This window comes from Xanthomonas maliensis (assembly GCF_009192945.1).
GTDB lineage: Bacteria > Pseudomonadota > Gammaproteobacteria > Xanthomonadales > Xanthomonadaceae > Xanthomonas > Xanthomonas maliensis.
The window spans coordinates 25387-46219 of record NZ_NSET01000021.1 but is presented as its reverse complement, the minus strand read 5'-3'; the positions used below and the strand labels follow the sequence as shown (position 1 = coordinate 46219).

The window sequence follows — 20833 nt, the reverse complement described above, 5'->3', positions numbered from 1 at the left end:
AAGGAGCTGTCGGGGACATGGGGAGTGTGTTTGTTGCCGTAGGCGCCGTCGTGTTCCTGCTGTTGGTCGTGGTGGTCTGTGGCCTGCTGGTGTTTCCGGCTGCCGGTGAGCGCGCGTTGGACCGCTGGGAGCGGGTGCGTGGCTGGATCGGCGCCCGTCTCGGTGGGGCGGGGCGCAGTGCCTCGCGCCACGGCGAAGTGTTGCGTGGCAGCGTGCGCCACGAGCTGAGCGGCCTGGGCGAGGGGCTGCGCCGTCATGCCTGGGTGATCGCCGCCGCGGCGCTGCTGCTGGTGGTCCCGCCCGCGGTGATCCTGTTGACGCGCCAGAACGTGGTGCTGGACGACTTCCAGAGCGAGGACATGAACGAATCCAGCACGATGATCGCGCAGTTGCTGCGCGGCGAGCGTCTGATGCCGCCCGCGCCGCCGCCGCCGCAGGTGTTCACCACCGAAGAGATTCGTCGGGTGATGCCGGAGATCGTCACCGCCGATCGTAAATGGGAGCGCATCGATGCCGACCTGCAGCAGCGTGTATTGGCCATCTTCGAGGTCATGCGCCGCCAATACGGCTACGAAATGGTGCTGGTGGAGGGGTTTCGCAGCCCCGAGCGCCAGGCCGAGCTGATGAGCGGCGGCAAGGCGACCCGTGCCGGTGCGTGGCAGAGCTGCCACCAATACGGCCTGGCGGTGGACGCCGCGCCCATCCGCGACGGCAAGCTGCAATGGAACATGGAAGACCCATGGACCGGCAAGGCCTATGCAGTGTACGGCCAGTTGGCGCAGCAGGCCGGCCTGGACTGGGGTGGGGCCTGGCGCAGCATCAAGGACTATGTCCACGTCGAGTTGGCCCAGCAGTGCCGCAGCGCGCGCGCCGCCAAGCGCGCCGAGCTGGCCAGGGGGTGATCCTGCGGGCCCAGTGCTGGTATCGTTGTCCGACCAATCCGGCTCGCCGCGTGGGCGACGATGGCGATGGACCTGCCGGGCTATGCCAAATCAAGGAGCACGACCGATGTCACGACCATTCATTGTGGTGGGCGACAAATTGGATCACGGCGGCAGCGTCGTGGCCGGATCCGGGGAAACAGATATCAATGGCAAGCCGGTCGCGCGCATCGGCGACAAGGTCGTTTGTCGCCGGCACGGCAATACCACCATCGTCAGCGGCGATGCCACGGTCGTGATCGACGGCAATCCGGTTGCCAGGCATGGCGACAAGACCGCTTGCGGCGGCACCCTCATCTCTTCGCAAGGAGCCACTGGCATCGGCTGATGAGCCGATTGGCAATGGCACGTGGGCCCTGGAATCACTGAGGGAGCTGGACGCAAGCATGTCTGCGATTGTGCGCAACACCTTATCCACCCTGACGGTCTTCGGACTGGCCTGGGCGGGAAGCATTTTCTACTGGCGCAGTAGTGGCGCCACGCCGTCCGGCATGGAGATGCTGACCTACCTGGGCCTGGTGCCGGCCGGGGTGCTTGGAGGCGGGTGGGCGCTGCGCAGTCTGGGGCAGCGCGCGCTGGATCGGGCAGGGCAGGCGTTGGAGAGCGACGCATCCGCTGGGCAGGATGCCGCGCCGGTGCCGGCCAAGGACGCCGCCGCGTCAGCCGCGCCGGCGACTCGGGTGCTGGGCGTGTTGGCCGCGGATGCGTGGTTGCCTCCTGCGCGCGAGCCGGCTGCGCTGCTCGGGCAGCTGCCGGCGCCGCCCCGGCCCGGCCTGCATCCGCACTTTCGCGATCGCGATGGCCTGCCGGTGTATGCCGCGCATGTCGCCGACCTGGACCCCGCAGTCTCGCCGCTCTCCGTCGATGAGCACGACGTGCTGCCGCCGGCGCACGCGCGCGCCCTGGTGTTGCTCGAGCCGGTGCTGGAGAACGTGTTGCCGCCGACGGTGGCGGCCTTGCCGGTGCTGGAGACGGTGGAGGAACGCGTGGTGGCTGGATGGCGTCAGCAATCCAGCCAACAGGTCGAGCAAGTGCTGGCGATCGACCTGCTGGTCCCGCTCGACTGGCCGGCCGAGTTGCGCGATCGCGCGCAGGACTGGTTGCAGGCGCGTGTCGTCGACCATGGCCTGGATGCGCGACGCTTCGCCGTCAACGTGATCCCTGCCGCCGATGCCAACGCCACCTGGCGTTACCTGCAGCAGGCCGCCCAGCTTGCCGGCGCACCAGCGTGGCGGCTGCTGTTGGCCTGCGCCTCGGCCATCGATCCGGTCGTCATCGAACAGTGGCAGCAGCGCGGCCGCCTGTGGGATCGCCTGCATCCCGATGGTCGCGTCCCGGGCGAAGCGGCAGCCGGCGTGTTGCTGACCTCCACGCCCGCCACCGACGGCGTGTGCCTGCATCCAGCCCGCATGCAGGAGGTGCCGGCACCGGCCGCGTTGGCGCAGTGCGCGCGCGCCACCAGCCAGCTTGCCAGCGATGCCTTGACGGCCGCAGCGGTGGAGCCTGCACGCGTGGATCTGGTGATCAGCGACGCCGACCAACGTGGTGGCGTCGCCGCCGAAGCCTATGGCGCCGCGTCGTCGGCTTGTCCCGATCTGGACACTTCCCTACAGTGCCTCGCCTTCGCGGCCACCAGCGGCGAGACCGGTCCGGTCGCGCCGCTGGCCATGCTGGCGTTGGCACAGGCCCATCTTGCTGCCGGCACCGACGCGGCCACTCTGCTGTTGGGAGTGGACCAGGGCCCGGCGCGCTGGGCTGCCGTTGTCGCTCTCTCCACCTTGCCCCCCGCAGACTCCGACTCCGCGTCGGCTGCTGTCGCCTAACTCCTCCGGAACCCCCCACCGATGTTCAGCAATCTCAGGTACTACCTCGGCGACTACCGCGTGTGGATGGTGCTCGGCCTCATTGCCGCTGCGGCCCTGGCGTACTTCGGTTCGGATGCCTTGAGCCGGATCGGGATCTGGGCCGCGGTGGTGTTGGTGGCGTTGCTGGTGGTCGCGCTGATCGTGTGGATCGTGCGCCGCATCCTCGCGCGCAGGGCTGCCAAGCGGCTGGACGCGATGGTGCGCGACCAGGCCGACCAGGCGGTCGCCAGTTCGCAGCCGGCCCAGCGCGGCGACACCGAAGCCTTGCGCACGCGCATGCTCGAGGCGGTCAAGGCGATCAAGTCCTCGCGCATCGGTGTGCTCAAGGGCAAGGCCGCGCTGTACGAGCTGCCGTGGTACGTGATCATCGGCAACCCGGCGGCCGGCAAGAGCACGGCCATCCTCAACTCCGGCCTGCAGTTCCCCTTCCAGGACAATCGCAGCAACGTCATCCAGGGCATTGGCGGTACCCGTAACTGCGACTGGTACTTCACCACTACCGGCATCGTGCTGGATACCGCCGGCCGCTATTCGGTCAGCGTCGAAGACCGGCTGGAGTGGCTGACCTTCCTGGGCCTGCTGAAGAAAAACCGTCCGCGCGCGCCGATCAATGGCGTCATCATCGCCGTCAGCATCGCCGAGCTGTCCGGCAGCAAGCCGGAATTTGCCATCGAGCTGGCCAAGAGCCTGCGCCAGCGCGTGCAGGAAATCACCGAGCGGCTGGAAGTCTTCGCGCCGGTGTATGTGGTGTTCACCAAGGCCGACCTGATCGCCGGCTTCGCCGAGTTCTTCCGCGGCCTGGATCCGTCCGAGCGCGATGGCGTCTGGGGCGCGACCCTGCCCTACGATCCGAAATCCGAAGTCGATGCGCTGGCGGCCTTCGATAGCCGTTTCGACGAACTGGCCGAAGGCCTGAAGGAAATGAGCCTGGCGCACATGGCCATGCAGCGTGGCCGCGAAGTCTCGCCGGGCCTGCTGACCCTGCCGCTGGAATTCGTCGGCATCAAGCCGGCATTGCGTACCTTCATCGCCACGCTGTTCGAAGAGAATCCCTACCAGTTCAAGCCGGTCTTCCGTGGTTTCTACTTCAGCAGCGCGCTGCAGGAAGGCCATTCCGTGCACCACGCTTCCGAGCGCGTCAGCCGTCAGTTCGCGTTGCAGGCACGCTCGAACATGGTCGACGAAGCGCCGGTCGGACAGACCGCTTTCTTCCTCAAGGACCTGTTCCGCAAGGTCATCTTCTCCGACAAGGAACTGGTGCGGCAGTATTCCAGCCCGCATCAGAACCGCCTGCGCTATGCGGTGTTCTTCGGCGCGGTGGGCGTGCTGGCGCTGGCGCTGGGAATGTGGACCTGGTCCTACACCACCAACGTGCAGCTGGTGAACAACGCCACCAAGGATCTGGCGCAGGCGGTCAAGCTGCAGTCCGATCGCGTCGACCTGAAGTCGCGCATCGACGCCTTGCTGTTGCTGCAGGACCGGCTCGAGCAGCTGGAGCGCTACGACAGCAACGGCGGCATCACCACCAGCCTGGGCCTGTATCAGGGCAACAACATCCGCGAGAAGCTGCTCAAGGAGTACTACCACGGCATGCGCCAGGTGATGCTGGCCCCGACCACCGCCAGCCTGGAGAGTTTCCTCGCGCAGGTGGTGAGCGAACGCGCCAAGCTGGGCCAGGCCGGCCAGCAGGCCGCGCAGACCAGCACCTTGTACCAGGAAGCCTCGCCGACCAGCACCAACGATGCCTATAACGCCCTCAAGACCTACTTGATGCTGGGCAATCGCAAGAATGTCGAGAGTTCGCATCTGGCCCAGCAGCTGACGATGTTCTGGCGTGGTTGGCTGGACAGCAATCGCGGCCAGATGACACGCGAAGACATGGCGCGCGCGGCCGAAAAGCTGATGACGTTCTACGTCAACCACTCCGAAGACCGCGACTGGCCGCAGATCGAAACCAAGATCGCGCTGGTCAACGATAGCCGCCAGGCACTGACCCAGGTCATGAAGGGACAGCCGGCGATGCAGCGCGTGTTCGCGCAGATCAAGGCACGCGCTGCCGCGCGATTCCCGACGGTGACGGTCAATTCGCTGCTCGGCGAGCAGGGCAATCGTGGCGCGATTTCCGGCAGCTACGCGATCTCCGGCGCCTTCTCGCGCGAAGCGTGGGAGGAGTACGTCAAGGATGCGATCAAGGAGGCCTCCAACACCCAGCTCAGCACCAGCGACTGGGTGCTCGACACCACCGAGCAGAGCGACCTGTCGCTGGCTGGCAGTCCCGAGCACATCGCACGCGAACTGGTCACCCTGTACAAGCAGGAGTACGCCAAGGAATGGTTGAAGTTCCTGCAGGGCGTGAGCGTGGCCAAGTTCGAGGGCTTCGATCAGGCGGTGACCCGCATCAACCAACTGGGCGATCCGGCCAACTCGCCGCTGCGCACGCTGCTGCAGAAGGTCAACGAACAGACCATCTGGGACAACCCGGGCGCCAATGCAGTGGCCGAGAAATCGTCCGGCGGCTTTGTTGCCTGGTTCCAGCGGGTGATCCTGCGGCGCAATCCGGCCGATGCCGGCAAGGGCGCGCAACCGGTCGGACCGATCGGCAAGACCTTCGAGGGGCTGGCGCGCCTGACCATCAAGCGCGGCGAAGACCCGGCGATCATCGACGGCTACTTCAATACGCTCGGCAAGCTGCGTAGCCGCCTGAACAGCATCAAGAGCCAGGGGCAAGCCGGCAGTGGCACGCGCAAGCTGATGCAGGACACCTTCAGCAACGAAGGCTCGGAGCTGAGCGCCGGCCTGAGCCAGGTGGACGAGCAGATCCTCACCGGTCTGGACGATGCCTTGCGCGATGCACTGCGTCCCTTGCTGCTGCGGCCGCTGACCCAGACTTTCTCGGCGTTGGTGCCGCCGACCGAGGAAGAGATCAATCGCGCCTGGGTCGCGCAGGTCTACGATCCGTTCCGCAACGGCGTCGGCCGGCAGTATCCGTTCAACTTGAATTCCGACGTGGATGCCGCGCCCGGCGACGTCGGCGCAATCTTCGGCGCCACCGGCGCGATTGCGGCCTTCAACAAGGACGCGCTGGGGACCTTGGTGATCCAGCGTGGCAATCTGCTCGAGCCGCGGCGCTGGGCGGGAATCGGCATCAACCTCTCCAGCGAGCTGGTCGCCAAATACGGCAACTGGGTCAGCGGTCAGGGCGGCAACGTCGCGCGCGATGTCAATATCTTCCAGATCCTGCCGGCCCCGGCGACCGGTGCGGTGGAATACACCATCGATATCGATGGCCAGCAGTTGCGTTATCGCAATACGCCGCCGCAATGGGTGTCGATGCAGTGGCCCAACCCGGGTTCGGTACCTGGCGCCAAGATCACCGCCGTCACCAGCGATGGTCGCACCGTGGAGATCCTCAACGCGCCCGGCGCCCAGGGCTTTACTCGCTTGATGAGCGCGGCCCAGGCCGAGCGCCTGGACGACTCCAGCCGCATGACCTGGTCCGACCAGGGCGTGGTGGTCACGGTGGAGATGCGGATGGTCCAGCGTGCTGGCGCGGCCAGCGGCAACAACGACGCCAGCTGGCAGCGTGGTCTGCAATTGCCTGCGACCGTGGCCGGTGGCCAACCGGTCGCTGCGCCCAGCGCTGCCCCGGTCCCGGGTGCAGCGGTCGACACGGCACCTGCGGCCACGGCCGCCGGCGCGCCGACGGGAGAACGCCGATGAGTCGCGAAGTCACTGCTGGCGTTTCGTATTTCGGCAAGGTGCCCTCGCGCGGGGATTTCGTCCGCGCGGCCGACAACCACCAATTGCTCGGCTGGCTGGATCGTTGGGCTGGCCTGAGCGTGGAATTGCTCAGCCAGAATCCGGATTGGAAGCGCGTCTATGACGAGGCGCCGGACATTCACTTCGCCTTCCTCGGCTCACGCAGCAAGATGGTGTTGTGCGGTCACTTCCAACCCAGCGGCGATGCCTCGCAGCGGCGCTTTCCGTTGTTGTCGGCCCTGCGTCTGGAAGCGCAGGACCCGCTGGCCTTCATCGGCCGCAGCCCGCTGGCAATGACCAAGGCCTGGGCCGGTCTGGCACGCATGGCCAAGCAGGCGGTGAGCGAAGCCGATGCCGGGCCGGTGTTGAAGGAACTGGCGGAGACCCGCTTCGTCCTCAACGTCGACACCGCCGCCTACAACGCCACCTTCAACGACTTCCTGGAGATGCAGACGCTGGGTTCTTTGGAGCATCTGCTGGAGGCGGCCGGTCATAGCGGCATCGCGCTCAGGCAGGTGTTGCCGGGGCTGGGACTGTTGCTGCAGCCAATCCTCACCGGCGGCAATGTGTCGGTCGATCGCGCGCTGGAATTCCCGCTGCCGCGCGACTCGCTGTATCGCCCGCTGGTAGCGGCGTTCTGGCTCGACATCGTGTCCAGCTTCGTGGCGCGTGGCGACTTCGAACTGGCGGTGTTGATCCGTAACGATGCCGCGCCGCGGATGGTGGTGGGTTTCAATGGCGCCGACCACCAGGCCTTGCGCGCCGTGCTCGACCCCCGCGAAGCTGGCGAATTCCTGATTCGTGTCCAGGATGCCGGCTGGGTGGACGACTATCTGCAGGGCGACTATCACCTCAACCGCTTCGCCAGTTATCTGGATCGCGACGATCTGGCGTTGAAGACGGCCCGCAAGCTGTTCGGCGAGACTTTTCTGGGAACCTGATCGATGCGCCTCCAACTAGCCACCGCGTTGGCACTGCTGTCCCTGCCGCTGCTCGCCGCCGGACAGGCCCAACCCGCTGCACCCACCGCCGGTACCGACCTGCCGATCGTGGTCGAAGGTGTGGTGCCCGACCAGGCCACCAAGTCGCGCATCCTCAACAACCTGCGTGGGGTCTATGGCGAAGCGCGCATCGTCGACCGCGTGCAGGTCGAGGCCATCGCCACGCCGCCGAACTGGAGCGAGTACGTTTCCAGCATGATCACGCCCGGGTTGAAGCGGGTGTCCGGCGGCAAGCTCGAGGTCAATGGACAATCGGTGCGCATCAGCGGCCAGGTCGCCAACGAAGCGCAGCGCCAGCAGGTCGCCAGCGACCTCAGTCTGGCCAGCAACACTTCGTACACCGTGACCAACTCGCTCAAGCTGGGCGCGTCCGAGCAGACCGTGCTCGATCAAACCCTGGCCAACCGCATCATCGAGTTCCAGAGCGGCAGCGCCAAGCTGACCCCGCTGGGCATGAGCATCCTCGATGAGATGGTGGCCAAGATGACCCAGATGAGCGATGCCCGCTTCCTGATCGTCGGCCATACCGACAACGTCGGCCAGCGCGAGAGCAACCTGGCGCTCAGCCAGGCGCGCGCCCAGGCGGTGAAGGCCTATCTGGTGCAGAAGGGGTTGTCGGGCATGCGCCTGGACGTGCTGGGCAAGGGCCCGGACGAGCCGGTGGCCGACAACACCACGGCCGACGGTCGCGCGCGCAACCGCCGCATCCAGTTCAAGATCGTGCAATAGCGCGCGTCGTCGACGCGGGCCGGGCCAGCGTTACTGGGCGTCCTGGTTGACGTCCAGCATCTCTTCCATCTGACTGAGCACGCTGTCGTCCTTGATGACGCGCTTCAGCCATACGTGCAGCGGCATTTCGCCCCAGCGCGCGGCTTTCTCGGCCAGATAGGCGACCGGGCTATGCGGCTCGGTGCGGCGGAAGAATTCGGCCACCTGGCGCAGCTGCACCAAGGCGTCCTTGCGGGTGGTCGGCGGGCCGCCAGGTCCACGTGCCGCTGCAGGCGCCTCGCTGGCCGGCGTCGTGGCGGCCGGGGTCCAGTCCGAGGCGGTGCTGGTGGCAACCGGTTCCGGTTCGACATGACCGTCGATCAGCAGGCCCGACTCACGTGCGAAGCGCTGCACGCTGCGCTGCAGGTGTTCGAGCTGTTCGCGCACTGCACTGAAGCTTGGGCCATCCAGGCCCAGGCGATCGTCGATCACGCCTTGCAGCGTCGCCAAGGCCTCCGCGCAATCGGGCAGCGCCTCCAGCAACTGCCGGTAGAAGTCCGACGGCGTATCGCGGCGTGCGGCCTCCAACTGCTCCAGCGTCGGTTGTCCCGGCTGGTAGTCGGCGCCGTCGCCGCGCAGATGCGCCACCTCGTAGTCGTTGAGTCCGAAGCGACCCTGCGGCGCCGACACCACCGGCACATTGCGCATCCATTGCAAGGCATTGGACAGCAGCCAGCTCAGGTTGCCGATGCGCTCCTCCTGATCGCCATCGATGGCGATCGGATGCAGCGCGTCCCAATAGCGCTCGCAGAGCCCGGCGATCAGCCGGAAACCAAGCGCCATGCCGGGAAAGCCGTCGATCTGCGTCGTGGCCTCGGTCAGCCAGCCGGCCAACCGGAGATCCTTGGTGCGGTTCTGCAGCAGGTCGGCGCATTGGCGCGCAACCACCGACCAATCGGCGTACTTGATGTCGGTCTGCCATTCGCCCTGATCCAGCGTCGGGTCATCGGAACGCCGCGCCTCCTGGATGCGGTCGAACTCGGTGGAAAACGACAGGTCTTCGCCGGTAGGCGCGTGATCGGCAATCGGGGCCAGCAGGGCATCCAGATCCAGCATGGCAACTCTCTCAACGGGATTTGCGCCATTCTAGCGCGGCACCCTCGCGTGGGCGTCAAACGCGCGCGAGCTGCGTGAGCGATGTCGGCATGCGGCGCCCATGCGAGATCACCGTGCAGAGGGCCGCGCAATGCGGCGAGTTCTACGGGGCGATCAGTGATTGTGCTTTGCCACCTGCCGGCTGGCGTCTGGCCCGTGTGGCGTTGCGCCACCGCTCGATGGCGAGGGGTCACTGTTCTCCGATCACCACGTCGATCAGGTCGCCGATGCGGCAATGGGCTTCGAGCGGGTGCCTGAGCGCGATGTTGCGATTGATCCGATAGGTGTTCTGCCGACCATCGCGGCGACGCACGACCACGCCCGCCGCTTCCAGTTCGGCCACGATGCGCTGGACCGCACGCTCGGTCACGCCCACCTTGCCCGCGACTTCGCGCAGCGTCTGTTGGGGGTCGGCCGCCAGGCAGAACAGCACGTGGCTGTGGTTACTAAAAAACGTCCAACTATTGGAATCCGCCATACCGTTCGTCCGGAACTTGCGTTGGCGCAAGCCTAGCCTATTGACATCCGGGTTGCACGCTACAAAATACGCGACACACATGTCGTGTATTGGAGATCGTATGTCTGCTCAGCTCAAGCCGGTGCCGCTCAGCTACCCCGCTCGCACGATTGCTGTTGCCGAAGGGGACGGTATCGGGCCGGAGATTACCCGCGCCGTCATGCGGGTGTTGGCCGCGGCCGACCCCGCACTCACCTTCAAGCCGCTTACCGTCGGACTGGCGGCCTATCAAGCGGGTCACGCCGCCGGCTTCGATCGCCATGTCACCGAGACCGTCGCCGAACACGGCGTCCTCTTGAAGGGCCCCATCACCACGCCCCAGGGCGGCGGCTACAAGAGCGTCAACGTCTCCTTGCGCAAGACCTTCGGTCTCTACGCCAATCTGCGTCCCTGCGTCGCCTACCACCCGTTCGTCGCCACCCATCACCCGGGCATGGATGTGGTGATCGTGCGCGAGAACGAGGAAGACACCTACGCCGGCATCGAACACCAGCAGACCGATGAAGTCGTGCAGTGCCTGAAACTGATCTCTCGCCCCGGCTGCGAGCGCATCGTGCGCTACGCCTTCGAGTACGCACGGCGGCATGGTCGTCGCAAGGTCACCTGCATGACCAAGGACAACATCATGAAGCTCACCGATGGCCTGTTCCATCGGGTGTTCGACGAGATCGCCAAGGAATATCCCGATATCGCAAACGACCACATGATCATCGACATCGGCACCGCCAAGATGGCTGTCGATCCGCGTCGATTCGATGTGGTGGTGACGCCGAATCTGTATGGCGACATCCTCTCGGACGTGGCCGCTGAAGTTGCCGGATCGATCGGCCTGGCGCCCTCGGCCAATATCGGCCGCGGCTGCGCCATGTTCGAAGCGGTCCACGGCTCGGCGCCGGATATCGCCGGTCACGATCTGGCCAACCCCTCGGGCCTGCTGCTCAGCGCGGTGATGATGCTGGTGCACATGGGCCGCCCTGGTCCGGCCACCGCCATCCACAACGCCTGGTTGCGCACCCTGGAGGAAGGCGATCACACCGTCGATATCTTCGGAACCCACAGCCGCCGCAAGCTCGGGACGCAGGCATTCGCCGACGCCGTCATCGGCCGGCTCGGCCAATTGCCGCAGCATGTGCCCGCAATCGACTATCCCGAGCAAGCGAGTGCCGAGGTACAGATGGCCGAGGTACAGATGGCCGAGGCATCGGCACCGCCGCCGCGAGTGAAGACCCTGGAAGGTGTGGACGTCTTCCTGCACTGGGACCACGCAGAGCGCGACGCGAATGTCCTGGGCAACCAACTGCAGGCATTCGCCGGCCCGGACCTGCGCCTGGCCCTGATCACCAATCGCGGAGTGAAGGTCTATCCGCAGGGCTTGAAGCAGACCACGCGCACCGACCATTGGCGCTGCCGGTTCGTTTCCACCGGCGAGCAGGCGCCCACACCGACGCAGATCTGCTCGCTGCTGCTGCGCCTGGCCGAGTCCGAATGGGACGTGGTGAAGACCGAAAACCTGTACGCCTTCGACGGCGTACGGGGCTACTCGCAAGCGCAAGGCGAGTGAGCATGCGGAAGGAAGCTCGCCGGTCGAGCTTCCTCCGGATGTACGCTTAAGCGCTCGATGCGTCCAGACAGCGCGACAAGGATGTCGTGTTGGCTGCTTAGGCGGCCGAGGCCTGGAATAACGGGGGATTGATCAGACGTCCTGCGCTTCCGTCGGGTTGCGATGTATCGCGTGGCAGAGCATCGGCGTCCGCATGCGGCGCCTCATTCGATCCGCATCCGAATGTGAATCGCACCAACCCGGGTCGAAAGCGCTCATCGCGCTGTCGCTGCTGCGGCTAGCGATCGGCGGGGAAGCTCATCCGCCCGACGGTGGCAAAACCACGCAACACGCAGCACAGGTGCGACGGACGCTTCGTGCGCTGTCGGCACCCCTCTCATGGTTGCGCGAGCGCTTCGAGGCGTCGACGTAGCGCAGCACGTGCCGATTGGTCCAGGCCGAAGGTGTTGTCCTTCAGGATGTGTCGATAGGCGTCCCGGTTGGTCGCGCTGGGTAGATCGCAGGCCAACAGGTTCTCCAGCGTTGCTTCCGGTGCGTCCCCTGGCGCGCGCTTGCCGTCGATGTAGTCGCGTGCCGTTGGGGCGCTTGCATCCAGGTCATCGTGACCGGAAACCGGATTCTCCCATCCACCATTTGCGGTGAATGTCCCGCCGCAAAACTCGCCCGTCTCGTGCGCAACGATGCAGCCGCTATCGGTCCTGACGAGGCTGCAATACGCCAGCTCGCGAAAGGTGGTGCCTTGTTCGGTCTCGAGTTCGCCGGCTTGAATCTGCGTCAGGAAGACGAAGCGGTGATCCGGCGACAATCGTGCAGGCGATTCCTTCTCGACGTCTCGCCGAGTGCTACGGGGCTGCGGAGGACCCGAACCTTGCTTCCGTTTCTCACCAGGGCTGCTGCGGCGAAACGATTGCCGACCGGATCGCCATAATCGATCTGTACCGACGGTAGTTTGGCATCCTCGGCCGACGCCCGTGCCTGCCCCTGTGCCATCGCAACCGGCCAGCTCGTAGCCATGTAGGCGAGAAGCACAGCGCCGATCAGCAGCGTACCAAGGCGACAGGCGTGCGCAGCGAGTCGCCACGGTTGCTGTGGTAGCGACGCCTGCGAATCACAAGCCCGGCCGGACCTCAGCTCAAGGCGATGCAGTGGATGGCGTTGCATATCGCACGGTCCTCGCATCGATCCAGCCTCGTGTGATCTGCTTTCCCCGATACTCGAACCGATAGTACAGCTGTCCATCGATCGTCTTGAAATCGGTCAGCGTCAGCCGATCGCCACGGACGAGATAGGATCTCTGCCTGGTCATGCCCTCTCCAGTCGAGGGCTGGAAGACGACGGCCTTGGGCACGATGACGCTCGCCGCCACCGCTTGACCGGAGGCGGAATCCATCAGGCGCGCGGCACTGCAGGTTCCGTCGGGAACGCAGCGGGAGACACGCTCGATCCGATCGTCGAGCGCGTCGCGTTTTTCGCACAGGTAAGGTGTGCCAGTGGCGGCAAGACAGAGAACCTCCTGATGCCAGCGGGCCGCGTCGCGGTAACTGCTGATTACGACACCGTCCTTGAAGTCCGGATCGATCAAGGTTGGAAGCGAGGCCACCTTGACCGGAGCCGCGACCGTGCTGACCTCATACGCGACGTAAGACGTGTTGACATCGCTCTCGGCGACCTTGATCGCAACGAAGCACCTGCCATTCCCCCAGAAATCTCCCGCCACGACCTCCGGCTGTCCACCGTCCAGCTCATCGGCCAAGGTAACCGCGCCCGCCTTGCTGGCCAGTCGAATTCGATCGCCTTCCAGCGTGACCTTGAAGGGCGCCTTTGCGCAGAGCGCTGTCCCATTCAAAGGCTTGCCCGGCCCGAATTCGGCGTAACCGTAGGACTGCCGTAGATCGGCCGCCACCAGGCATCCCGACCACAGCGATACACATAGCACCGCCGCCGAAAGAAAAGCGGTAATGGTGCGTCCTGGTACCACTGGTGCTGTCATGCTCATGGAATCGTGATTGCGCGTATGTGCACCGATGTTGGTTGGCGCCCAACCCTCATGACCATCGCTGGCGCTGTCGCAGCGTAATCGCTTATTCGGCGATTTGCACGACGGCAAACGACACGTTGCGGCGCAGTATCCTCCGCGCCGAGGTGCGGCCGTCTCGCTGTACAGGCGAGCTCGGTATTGGTCTGTCCGGAGCGGTATCCAGCGCTGGTGAAAGAGAAGGATAGGCGTCGGTCTGGCTTGCATTCCGCGCTGCCTTCCAGGTTCGTGATAGCACTAAGAGCGGCTAACAAAACGTAGCGAGCAGCCGTCAGGTGGGCGCGGACGGCGCGCAGGAACCGCAGTGTACGCGTGGTACATGAGGATTCCGAGCACCGGCCGCGCCCGCCTGGCGGCTGCGCAGTAGTTTTGTTAGTTGCTCTTAGTGGGCTACCGGCGAACGGGTCCCGTGGAGCGCATCCGCAGCCGCATCCAGTCGGTCGCACTCCAACCATCTGATGATCGAAGTATTCTTGGACCTGAACCTGATCTTGCACCAACCTGTGCTCGCCTCCAGCACAGTCACCCGATCTCCGGCAATCAAGTAGCTCTTGCTCGACTCCCTGGAGTTTGCTTCCGGATACAGGAATGCCTTGTCGGTGACGGTTGCTGCCAGTCCCGCTCCGGCGGGCAAATCGAATATCTTGGAGTTGAGCGCGGCAATCACTTTGTCGCGCGTCTTGTAGGGATAGCGATGGTTGACCTTGCCGTCGCTGCTCACGCTATCCCCGCCGATACCGAAGAACTTCCTGCCTGCTTCGCTGACAGCAGCGTGACCGTCTGCGACATCGATCACCGTGACATCGTACAGCCGGCTGCTGATCTCGAAGGTGCTGGGAGTGTCGCTGCTATGAATGATCGTCAGCCGTTCCATGCCACTCGTCGGAACGACGAAGGCATCATCGATTCTGCTTTCGGTTCCCGAGTAAGGGAGTTCATAAAGGAAGGTGGGTTTCGAGCTCTTCGAGGAACGGTAGACCGAAATGGCGTCTGGATCAGCTGCCGTTCCACCCTCGGGCTTGCTAAATGCAAAGCAAAAGATCGTCGCCTGCACATGCACGGGGCTGCGTGCTTGCCTTAGCCCCAGTTGTCCGCATGGCGTCTGCTGCGCGGACAGTGTGGGAGGTAAGCCCAGAAGCGTCAGTAGGAGAAGCCGGATCACTTTTATTTACTCAGTTTGCAGGCGCTGGTCTGGATGCAAGTCTGCGACTTCCCGCAACTCCGCTCAAGGAGCGCTGATCCCCAACAGCAGCGCTCTACAGTCCACGCTGCGTGGGCGCGCGGACAGCGTGTCCAGCGTTTGGCAAGCTTCTGGATTGAACGTCCGGCTTGCCTTTTCCAGCCGATAGGTGACTTTTGTGATGGGAAATCCGGGAGGAGGCGTGTCCATCGAATTTGCGGTCTCCGGCAGCGCATGATCGACGAGCCTGAGCTCAATCTCGCTGGCATGAGGGGAATACAGGATTGCGCAGGCCCGAGATGCCTCTTGTCGAAAAAGGATCCTGGTGACGTTCGTCTCGGGCGTCGTATCGATCACCCAGAGGTATGCAGGCATGTGATAACCGCCATCATCTTCAACAACGACCTTGATGTTCTCGCCCTCTCCCTCTGTCGTCCAAGGGAATTGTGACTTCACATAGGCATCGACACTTTCGTAACACCGACCGACGGGAGAGTCGGCCCAGTCAAGGTGCGCGTATCTGCTGTTGCCGGCGCTGGCGTCGCGCAGACGATAAGACGCAAATGAATTGGAAGCTTTCGAAGCCTGGCATCGCTGCTCACGGTTCGTGGGGTTCTAAGAAGGTCGTCAAGGCTGCCTGGATCTTGATGGCATTGACATCATCCTTATCCCTCTTCAGCGCAGCAATCAACTGCTGGTAGGTGTTCGTATTCGTTGTGCCAGGTGGGTCGCAGACCAGTAAATTATCCACCGTCGTTCCAAATTCCAGATAGGCAAGGATCCGTGGGCTGGTGACGAAGGTTGCATCCTTCAACCCGGCTGCGTAGCCCTTGTAGACCTTGGAGACGTGAGGGGGATCGTTGTCGATCTTCGCTGCTGGCCCGTCTGGCGTGGTGTGCCAATGCCCATCGGTGCCCCATGCGCCGCCGCAGATCTGCCCCTCGGACACCTTGACGACACATCCATCGGCCATCCTGACGAAAGCGCAGTAATAGAGTGACTCGGTACCGCTGGTTCCTTGCCCTCCAGTCAGTTCGCCGTTTTCGCTGAATTGAACGACGGAGTAGGCTCCTCCACGCGACGTATTGCTGGTGTCGTCTGCCTTGTCGTAGGAGAAATCAAAGCCCTGCTCAAAGATTGCGATCTTTGCCCCGTCAGGTCGTTTAAAAGCGAGTGATGTGGGCGTGCCACTACGCTCGCTTGCATAAACGAGTTCACCGTGGGGGAGGGCGGCAACGGCTGCGCCGGTGACCGAGCTCATGAGTAATGCGCCGGTTAAGGTGAATGCTTTCATTTCGATTCCAGCGCCAGGGTAGCCGTCTTCTAACGGCGTGAAGGACGCGGCATGAGTCATCGCGTGTGTTTGACCACGGGCGCGGAGCCGTCGCATGCAATAAATTCCTTGTGTTCACTGCTGACGATGTCCTTGACGGTCTGAATCGGCAGAACAGCATTCGCGGCATCCACGCTGGGATCAAAAAACGCTGAAACGACCGAGCTCAGATCTCTGGAAAACATGACGCGATAGTAGCTCCTGCGAAGAATGTCGTCGTTGGCTTCCGGCCCTAACTGAAGGACGACATCGATCGACGCCGACCCGCAGCCATGGCTTTCCACATAAAAGAGTCGTTCGATGTTTGAGAAGCCTGCCGGGCCTAGCGCTACAGATTGTTCTTTGCCTGCCGGCGATTTTGCCAAAAGAGACGTCGTCTCCTCGTCCCTGACGATCTCGAAGCGGTATCCGTGGGAATCTAGTGACATTGCTCGGCTCAACGTCTCTGGCGTGAATGTCTCTGATTGCTGCATGGCGCCTGCATGCAGGCTGCAAAATAAAAAAAGCAGGAATAACCAGGGGGTTGCTTTGGTGCGACTGGTGCGAGCCGCTTTTTGACTTGGATGCATGGCTGACATGGCACGGAACATCTCAAGCGGCGTCGACTAAGGGTGGAATGTTACCTGCCAGATTTCAAGTAGTCTTCGATAAGTGCCGCTGACCACCCGCTTGATGGCGAAGTAGCCCTTCTTCTTCGGGTTTTCCTCGCCCAGCTCCAGCTTTGCGCCGCGGGCGGCATAGCCGGCCGCATCGCCCGGAGAATTCGCCAAGGCCAATGGCCACGCCCCCACGCCTGGTTCACTGACACCCTGGCCAGGCGACCCACCACCCTGGACCGCGATATCGACACCCTGCTGCCGCTGCGGAAGCCGTAGCCAGCGCAAAGGCCAGGCGAGGTGGACGGACGCTTACGAATGAGTAGTCACTTGGGGCCGCAGTAGTTGATACTTTCGCAGCGTATCCAGCGCTCCAAAATTTTGCCTGACTTGAGTGTGTAGCGTGATTGCATGAAACCATTTGCCTGCGGCGGCTGCACTGAGACAACGTCCCCCCTCACCAAGTAAGCCTTCGTTACTGCTGAGGAATTGGGAGATGCATAAAGTTCAGCCTTGTTAACAGTTACTGTGTGTTCTGTCCAAGTGGCGCTTTTAGTTTCGGTTGCTGCATTGTCGTCCCTTGAGGATGCCAGGGCCTTTTGAATTTTCACTGCGTTGGCCTCATCCCTGTCTCTCTTTAGTTCAGTAATCAGCTGCTGGTAGATATTTTTGTTTGCTTTGTTTGGGGGGTCGCAGACAAGCAAATTTTCTACCGTTGTTCCGACCTGCAGATAAGCAAGGATTCGCGGTTTGGTGATGGTGGTCCCGTCCTTTAACCCGGAGACATAACTTTTGTACACCTTCTCTGCTTGAGGGGGGGCGTTGTCGATCTTAGCTGGCGGGCCGTCCGGCGTGATGTGCCAACGTTCATCGGCGCCCCATGCTCCGCCACAGATTTGCCCTTCAGATACATTGATCACGCATCCATCTGCCAATCTGACAAACGCGCAATAATAAAGTGACTCGGAAGTACTGGTTCCTTGCTCTCCGGTCAGCTCTCCACTCTCGCTAAACTGAACGACGGAGTAGGTTTTCCCGGGCGACGTGTTGGTGGTGTCGTCAGCCTTGTCGTAGGAGAAATCAAACCCGTCGGAAAAGATCTTGACTTTTGCGCCGCCAGGATTTTTATATGCTAGGGATCTGAATATACCATGGCTTTCGTCGGAATAGACAAGCTCACCCTGCCGAGAGTTAGATGTCGCCGCATCAGCGGCGACTAGACTCAACAGCGCTATGGCTAAGATGCCGGTTTTCATCTTAAATCCTATAGTAATCCGCGTAGATGCTCATATCGCTCGGCCGGACTATTCATGTTTCTAGATGGCCCGTAAATTTCGATTAGCTCTTGCTCATAAGTTGAACGGTTAGCCCCCCAAAGGGCTGGGTTATTTTGCAAGCCTGGATGATTGGCTTTAAGCTTATCCAGAGATTTTCCGATGTCGCGGACTACATTTCCTGGGGCGTTTACATCGTGGTCTAATACCAGTGCTCTGCCGAGGCGGCTTTGAAAATATTCATTAGCCGCATACGGATAGCCTCTGGGCTTTTTTAGGAGTGCAGACCTCATCCTTCCGATGAAGTCTGCAACTTGTTTCTTTTGATATTCTTCATGGATCATTGCGGCAGAAATGGCTGCCAGCGGCTTAGACTCCTTTGGAAATCCGGAATCTTCAAGTTGGAATCCTTCTTTTATGAAATCGTATAGCTTCTCGCCAGTAATCTCAGAATTATTTGTCGCTTCCGAGGAGTAGTAAATCCTCGCTCCACCGGTTTCTTCTTTAATTGACCACCCGCAGTCGCCGAAGATTTCATCGAATAGCGCAGGGTTTTCCTTTTTGAATTCGCTAATTTGCTGTGGTAATTCGCCATAACCTTCTGGCGTCACGGTTTTCTGCATGGCGCCAGCGCTCAATGTTTGCCAGTCCCAGGCTTGGACTGCATCCATCGCTCCCTCATTTGAAGACATCGCGATGACGACAGCCTTTTCATCTTCGGTGGCTTTTCCTTCATTGATAAGTGATTCCCAGCCAGTAAAAGAATTAAGCTTCTTCTTGCCTGCGTACACTGGGCCATAGTAAATCTTATCTGGAAAGTTTTGTCGCTTGCGAGTCCACTTATATCTGGAGAATATCTTGCCCATGCATGATCCGCATTTGCAATCTCCTTGGGCGGTGAAATTACTAATCAACCCAATCGGATGAAAGTAATAAACCTTCGCATCTGCCGGCAGCTTCGCCGGCCCAGCCACATCCTTCCACCACTGCAGTGACTGGATGCGCTGCTTCTCCTTCTCCCAGTCGGCCTTGCGCGGTTCGGGGATGTCCTTGTCGATGGCATCCCACTGTTCTTTCGGGGTGCCCCATTCACTGGTGTGATGGATCACCAGGCGGGAAATCGCCTCGGCTAGCCACGGTTGCCGCAGGGCCTTGCGGAGTTCGTCCGTGGTGAGCTTGCGGTCGTGATCCAGGTCGATCACGTCGCAGACGCGCGAGAACAGCGGGCCGCCGTCCGCTTCGGCGGCCTTGGCCTGCAGTGCGGCCTGTTCGTCCGGGCGGGCTTGTTTGGTCGTGACCACATGGCGGGCATACAGCACTTCCGGTGTGGTGGTGTCGGCTTCGACGTACTCAAAGCCCGGCCAGTCCCACGGCGAGCACAGCGTGACCTTCGGGTGGTCCTTCTCGCAGGCCCAGCCCATCTTCGAGCTGCCGTCGGTCTGGCCGACGTCGATCTCCCACCAGCGCACGCCATTGGCATCGGTCGCGCTGTTTTTGAGGTGCTTGATGGCCGCCACGCGGATGAAGCCGGCGCCGGGACCGTCGCCTTGTCCGACGTTCAGCGGGAACTGGCTCCAGGCCGCCAGCGCGCGCCCGGTGGTGGCGCCGCTGGTGTTGAGCTGCGCCTTTTCCACCCACACGGTGGCCCCGCTGGACGTGCGTTTGGCCTGGACCCACTTGCCGGCGCCCTTGCCGCCTGCCGGCGTCAGCGTGTCGCTGGCGTCGATCTGCTGGTCGGGCTGCGTCGGCGTCGCTAGCTTGGCACCCACGTCCACCTTGAGCAGCGTGCGTTGCTTGGCATCGAGCAACTTGGCGCGCTCGCGGCTCTTGCTCATGAAGGCCTTGATGTCCTCGGCGGTGAAGACATCCACCTGCACCAGTGGCCGTAGGGTCTTGTCGGCCAGCGGGCTGGTGTCGATGTAGCGCTGGTAGGTGCCCAGGTAGCCGATCAGCGCGCCGGCGCTGATCTTGACCGGTTCCGGCAGCACATAGACCTGGTCCTTGGCGGCGGGCTCGCTGCCGGCTTCGGTCAGTTCCTTCTTGTAGGCGAACAGCCCCGTGGCCTCGGCCGGGACGACGGTGCCGCTGACCACCCGCTTGATGGCGAAGTAGCCCTTCTTCTTCGGGTTTTCCTCGCCCAGTTCCAGCTTGGCGCCGCGGGCGGCATAGCCGGCCGCATCGCCCTTGGCATTGCGCAGGTTCAAGCCCACCCCGCCTTCGGGGATGAAGGGGTTCTTGGTGCGGTCCTGGTCCTTGGCCTTGTCGCCCACCGCATAGGTGGCCTTGCCCCAGTACGCCGGCCGCGGCTTGTTCTTGTCCAGCGCCTGGTAGCCCGCCCAATCCAGCAGGTGCAGGTAGGCGCTGTAGAAGATCAGCGAGGGTTCTTCGGTTTTGGCGGGAGTCGGCTCGCTCTTGCTGGCCGCAGGACTGCTGGCCGGTTGCGTGGTCGCGGGGGCGGCAGCTGGCGTGCCGCCCGCAGGCGCTGGGGTGTTGCCCGGCGTGGCCGTGGTCTTGGGTGCAGGCGGCAACTCCAGGCGGTGGCGCACCAGCACGAAGCCGCGCGAGTAGGCGGCCTTGCCGGTGCCGTACTCCACCTCTGCATACTTGGACTCGACCTGGTAGGCGACCACTTCGCCATCGCCGATGCAGCGCACGCCCTCGGCCTGCGCCAGCGCAGTGCCGGTCTGTGCATCGAAGTGGATGCCACCGTGCCATTGGCCGTTGGCACCGATCGGATAGAAGCCGTCCTGCGCGTTGGACAGTGCGCTGAAGTACACCTGCGGATCGTCGATCTCGGTCGGCTTGGCGCCGGATTTTCCCGCCTCGGCCGCCTTCTGGAACGGATAGACCAGCTTGCCGATCTTCGCCGGTGTCTTCTTCTTGGTGTCGTTGTCAGCCATGGGATGCC

At 62.9% G+C, this 20833-nt stretch carries 18 protein-coding genes and 1 other RNA gene; 7 read left to right on the top strand and 12 right to left on the bottom strand.

The window, feature by feature from the left end:
* Positions 1 to 17: 17 nt before the first annotated feature.
* The 6 genes from CKY51_RS05810 (at position 18) to CKY51_RS05785 (ending at position 8295) form a co-directional block, all read left to right on the top strand.
* The gene (locus tag CKY51_RS05810) at positions 18 to 902 is read left to right on the top strand and encodes a M15 family metallopeptidase (protein WP_022974747.1); all 885 of its coding nucleotides are present in this window, start codon (positions 18 to 20) and stop codon (positions 900 to 902) included.
* A 106-nt stretch (positions 903 to 1008) separates the two neighbouring features.
* Entirely contained in the window at positions 1009 to 1269 is a 261-nt protein-coding gene (locus CKY51_RS05805; RefSeq protein ID WP_022974748.1) for a PAAR domain-containing protein, read from the top strand.
* A gap of 58 nt (positions 1270 to 1327) precedes the next feature.
* Positions 1328 to 2764, top strand: coding sequence for a hypothetical protein (locus CKY51_RS05800; protein WP_022974749.1), 1437 nt, complete (start codon positions 1328 to 1330; stop codon positions 2762 to 2764).
* Between the two features lie 21 nt (positions 2765 to 2785).
* Positions 2786 to 6526, top strand: a complete 3741-nt coding sequence (gene tssM / locus CKY51_RS05795; RefSeq protein WP_152248993.1) for a type VI secretion system membrane subunit TssM — start codon at positions 2786 to 2788, stop codon at positions 6524 to 6526.
* Positions 6523 to 7506, top strand: a complete 984-nt coding sequence (tagF, locus tag CKY51_RS05790) for a type VI secretion system-associated protein TagF (protein WP_022974752.1) — start codon at positions 6523 to 6525, stop codon at positions 7504 to 7506. The genes tssM and tagF overlap by 4 nt, the downstream gene beginning before the upstream one ends.
* Before the next feature lie 3 nt (positions 7507 to 7509).
* Positions 7510 to 8295 carry an OmpA family protein gene (locus tag CKY51_RS05785; protein WP_031341079.1) on the top strand — a complete coding sequence of 262 codons (786 nt, stop codon included), beginning with the start codon at positions 7510 to 7512 and terminating at the stop codon, positions 8293 to 8295.
* Positions 8296 to 8325: 30 nt separating this feature from the next.
* Here the strand turns inward: CKY51_RS05785 and tssA are convergent, their stop codons facing one another.
* Together tssA and CKY51_RS05775 are read right to left on the bottom strand one after the other, a co-directional pair.
* A complete protein-coding gene (gene tssA / locus CKY51_RS05780) occupies positions 8326 to 9390 on the bottom strand; it encodes a type VI secretion system protein TssA (RefSeq protein ID WP_022974754.1) in 1065 nt (354 codons plus the stop codon).
* 229 nt (positions 9391 to 9619) lie between these two features.
* Positions 9620 to 9937 carry a winged helix-turn-helix domain-containing protein gene (locus CKY51_RS05775; protein WP_202902295.1) on the bottom strand — a complete coding sequence of 106 codons (318 nt, stop codon included), beginning with the start codon at positions 9935 to 9937 and terminating at the stop codon, positions 9620 to 9622.
* Positions 9938 to 10007: 70 nt separating this feature from the next.
* On the opposite strand from CKY51_RS05775, the gene CKY51_RS05770 reads away from it, so the two are divergent.
* Complete coding sequence (locus CKY51_RS05770; protein ID WP_152248992.1) at positions 10008 to 11507, top strand: NADP-dependent isocitrate dehydrogenase; 1500 nt, start codon at positions 10008 to 10010, stop codon at positions 11505 to 11507.
* Between the two features lie 376 nt (positions 11508 to 11883).
* On the opposite strand, the gene CKY51_RS05765 is transcribed toward CKY51_RS05770, so the two are convergent.
* The 10 genes from CKY51_RS05765 to CKY51_RS05725 form a co-directional block, all read right to left on the bottom strand.
* Entirely contained in the window at positions 11884 to 12312 is a 429-nt protein-coding gene (locus tag CKY51_RS05765; RefSeq protein ID WP_022974758.1) for a hypothetical protein, read from the bottom strand.
* Positions 12313 to 12639: 327 nt separating this feature from the next.
* A complete protein-coding gene (locus CKY51_RS05760) occupies positions 12640 to 13503 on the bottom strand; it encodes an SH3-like domain-containing protein (RefSeq protein ID WP_152248991.1) in 864 nt (287 codons plus the stop codon).
* A gap of 284 nt (positions 13504 to 13787) precedes the next feature.
* A non-coding RNA gene (locus CKY51_RS05755) (sX9 sRNA) lies at positions 13788 to 13863 on the bottom strand.
* Between the two features lie 61 nt (positions 13864 to 13924).
* On the bottom strand, positions 13925 to 14602 hold the full coding sequence (locus CKY51_RS05750; protein ID WP_152248990.1) for a hypothetical protein: 678 nt from the start codon (positions 14600 to 14602) through the stop codon (positions 13925 to 13927).
* 165 nt (positions 14603 to 14767) lie between these two features.
* The gene (locus CKY51_RS05745) at positions 14768 to 15178 is read right to left on the bottom strand and encodes a hypothetical protein (protein ID WP_152248989.1); all 411 of its coding nucleotides are present in this window, start codon (positions 15176 to 15178) and stop codon (positions 14768 to 14770) included.
* 142 nt (positions 15179 to 15320) lie between these two features.
* On the bottom strand, positions 15321 to 16016 hold the full coding sequence (locus CKY51_RS05740; protein ID WP_152248988.1) for a hypothetical protein: 696 nt from the start codon (positions 16014 to 16016) through the stop codon (positions 15321 to 15323).
* 56 nt (positions 16017 to 16072) lie between these two features.
* A complete protein-coding gene (locus CKY51_RS05735; protein ID WP_170292295.1) occupies positions 16073 to 16633 on the bottom strand; it encodes a hypothetical protein in 561 nt (186 codons plus the stop codon).
* Between the two features lie 27 nt (positions 16634 to 16660).
* Positions 16661 to 16825 carry a hypothetical protein gene (locus CKY51_RS22375; RefSeq protein WP_170292294.1) on the bottom strand — a complete coding sequence of 55 codons (165 nt, stop codon included), beginning with the start codon at positions 16823 to 16825 and terminating at the stop codon, positions 16661 to 16663.
* Positions 16826 to 16977: 152 nt separating this feature from the next.
* Entirely contained in the window at positions 16978 to 17907 is a 930-nt protein-coding gene (locus CKY51_RS05730) for a hypothetical protein (RefSeq protein ID WP_152248986.1), read from the bottom strand.
* Between the two features lie 8 nt (positions 17908 to 17915).
* On the bottom strand, positions 17916 to 20825 hold the full coding sequence (locus CKY51_RS05725; RefSeq protein WP_152248985.1) for a calcium-binding protein: 2910 nt from the start codon (positions 20823 to 20825) through the stop codon (positions 17916 to 17918).
* Positions 20826 to 20833: the final 8 nt, after the last annotated feature.

Excerpts from the sequence above, each read along its gene's own strand:
- CKY51_RS05805 (WP_022974748.1), top strand. The coding sequence starts at position 1,009 with ATGTCACGACCATTCATTGTGGTGGGCGACAAATTGGATCACGGCGGC.
- CKY51_RS05735 (WP_170292295.1), bottom strand. The coding sequence starts at position 16,633 with ATGTCAGCCATGCATCCAAGTCAAAAAGCGGCTCGCACCAGTCGCACC.
- CKY51_RS05760 (WP_152248991.1), bottom strand. The coding sequence starts at position 13,503 with ATGAGCATGACAGCACCAGTGGTACCAGGACGCACCATTACCGCTTTT.
- CKY51_RS05800 (WP_022974749.1), top strand. The coding sequence starts at position 1,328 with ATGTCTGCGATTGTGCGCAACACCTTATCCACCCTGACGGTCTTCGGA.
- CKY51_RS05770 (WP_152248992.1), top strand. The coding sequence starts at position 10,008 with ATGTCTGCTCAGCTCAAGCCGGTGCCGCTCAGCTACCCCGCTCGCACG.
- tagF (WP_022974752.1), top strand. The coding sequence starts at position 6,523 with ATGAGTCGCGAAGTCACTGCTGGCGTTTCGTATTTCGGCAAGGTGCCC.
- CKY51_RS05785 (WP_031341079.1), top strand. The coding sequence starts at position 7,510 with ATGCGCCTCCAACTAGCCACCGCGTTGGCACTGCTGTCCCTGCCGCTG.
- tssM (WP_152248993.1), top strand. The coding sequence starts at position 2,786 with ATGTTCAGCAATCTCAGGTACTACCTCGGCGACTACCGCGTGTGGATG.
- CKY51_RS05725 (WP_152248985.1), bottom strand. The coding sequence starts at position 20,825 with ATGGCTGACAACGACACCAAGAAGAAGACACCGGCGAAGATCGGCAAG.
- tssA (WP_022974754.1), bottom strand. The coding sequence starts at position 9,390 with ATGCTGGATCTGGATGCCCTGCTGGCCCCGATTGCCGATCACGCGCCT.
- CKY51_RS05730 (WP_152248986.1), bottom strand. The coding sequence starts at position 17,907 with ATGAAAACCGGCATCTTAGCCATAGCGCTGTTGAGTCTAGTCGCCGCT.
- CKY51_RS05810 (WP_022974747.1), top strand. The coding sequence starts at position 18 with ATGGGGAGTGTGTTTGTTGCCGTAGGCGCCGTCGTGTTCCTGCTGTTG.
- CKY51_RS05740 (WP_152248988.1), bottom strand. The coding sequence starts at position 16,016 with ATGAAAGCATTCACCTTAACCGGCGCATTACTCATGAGCTCGGTCACC.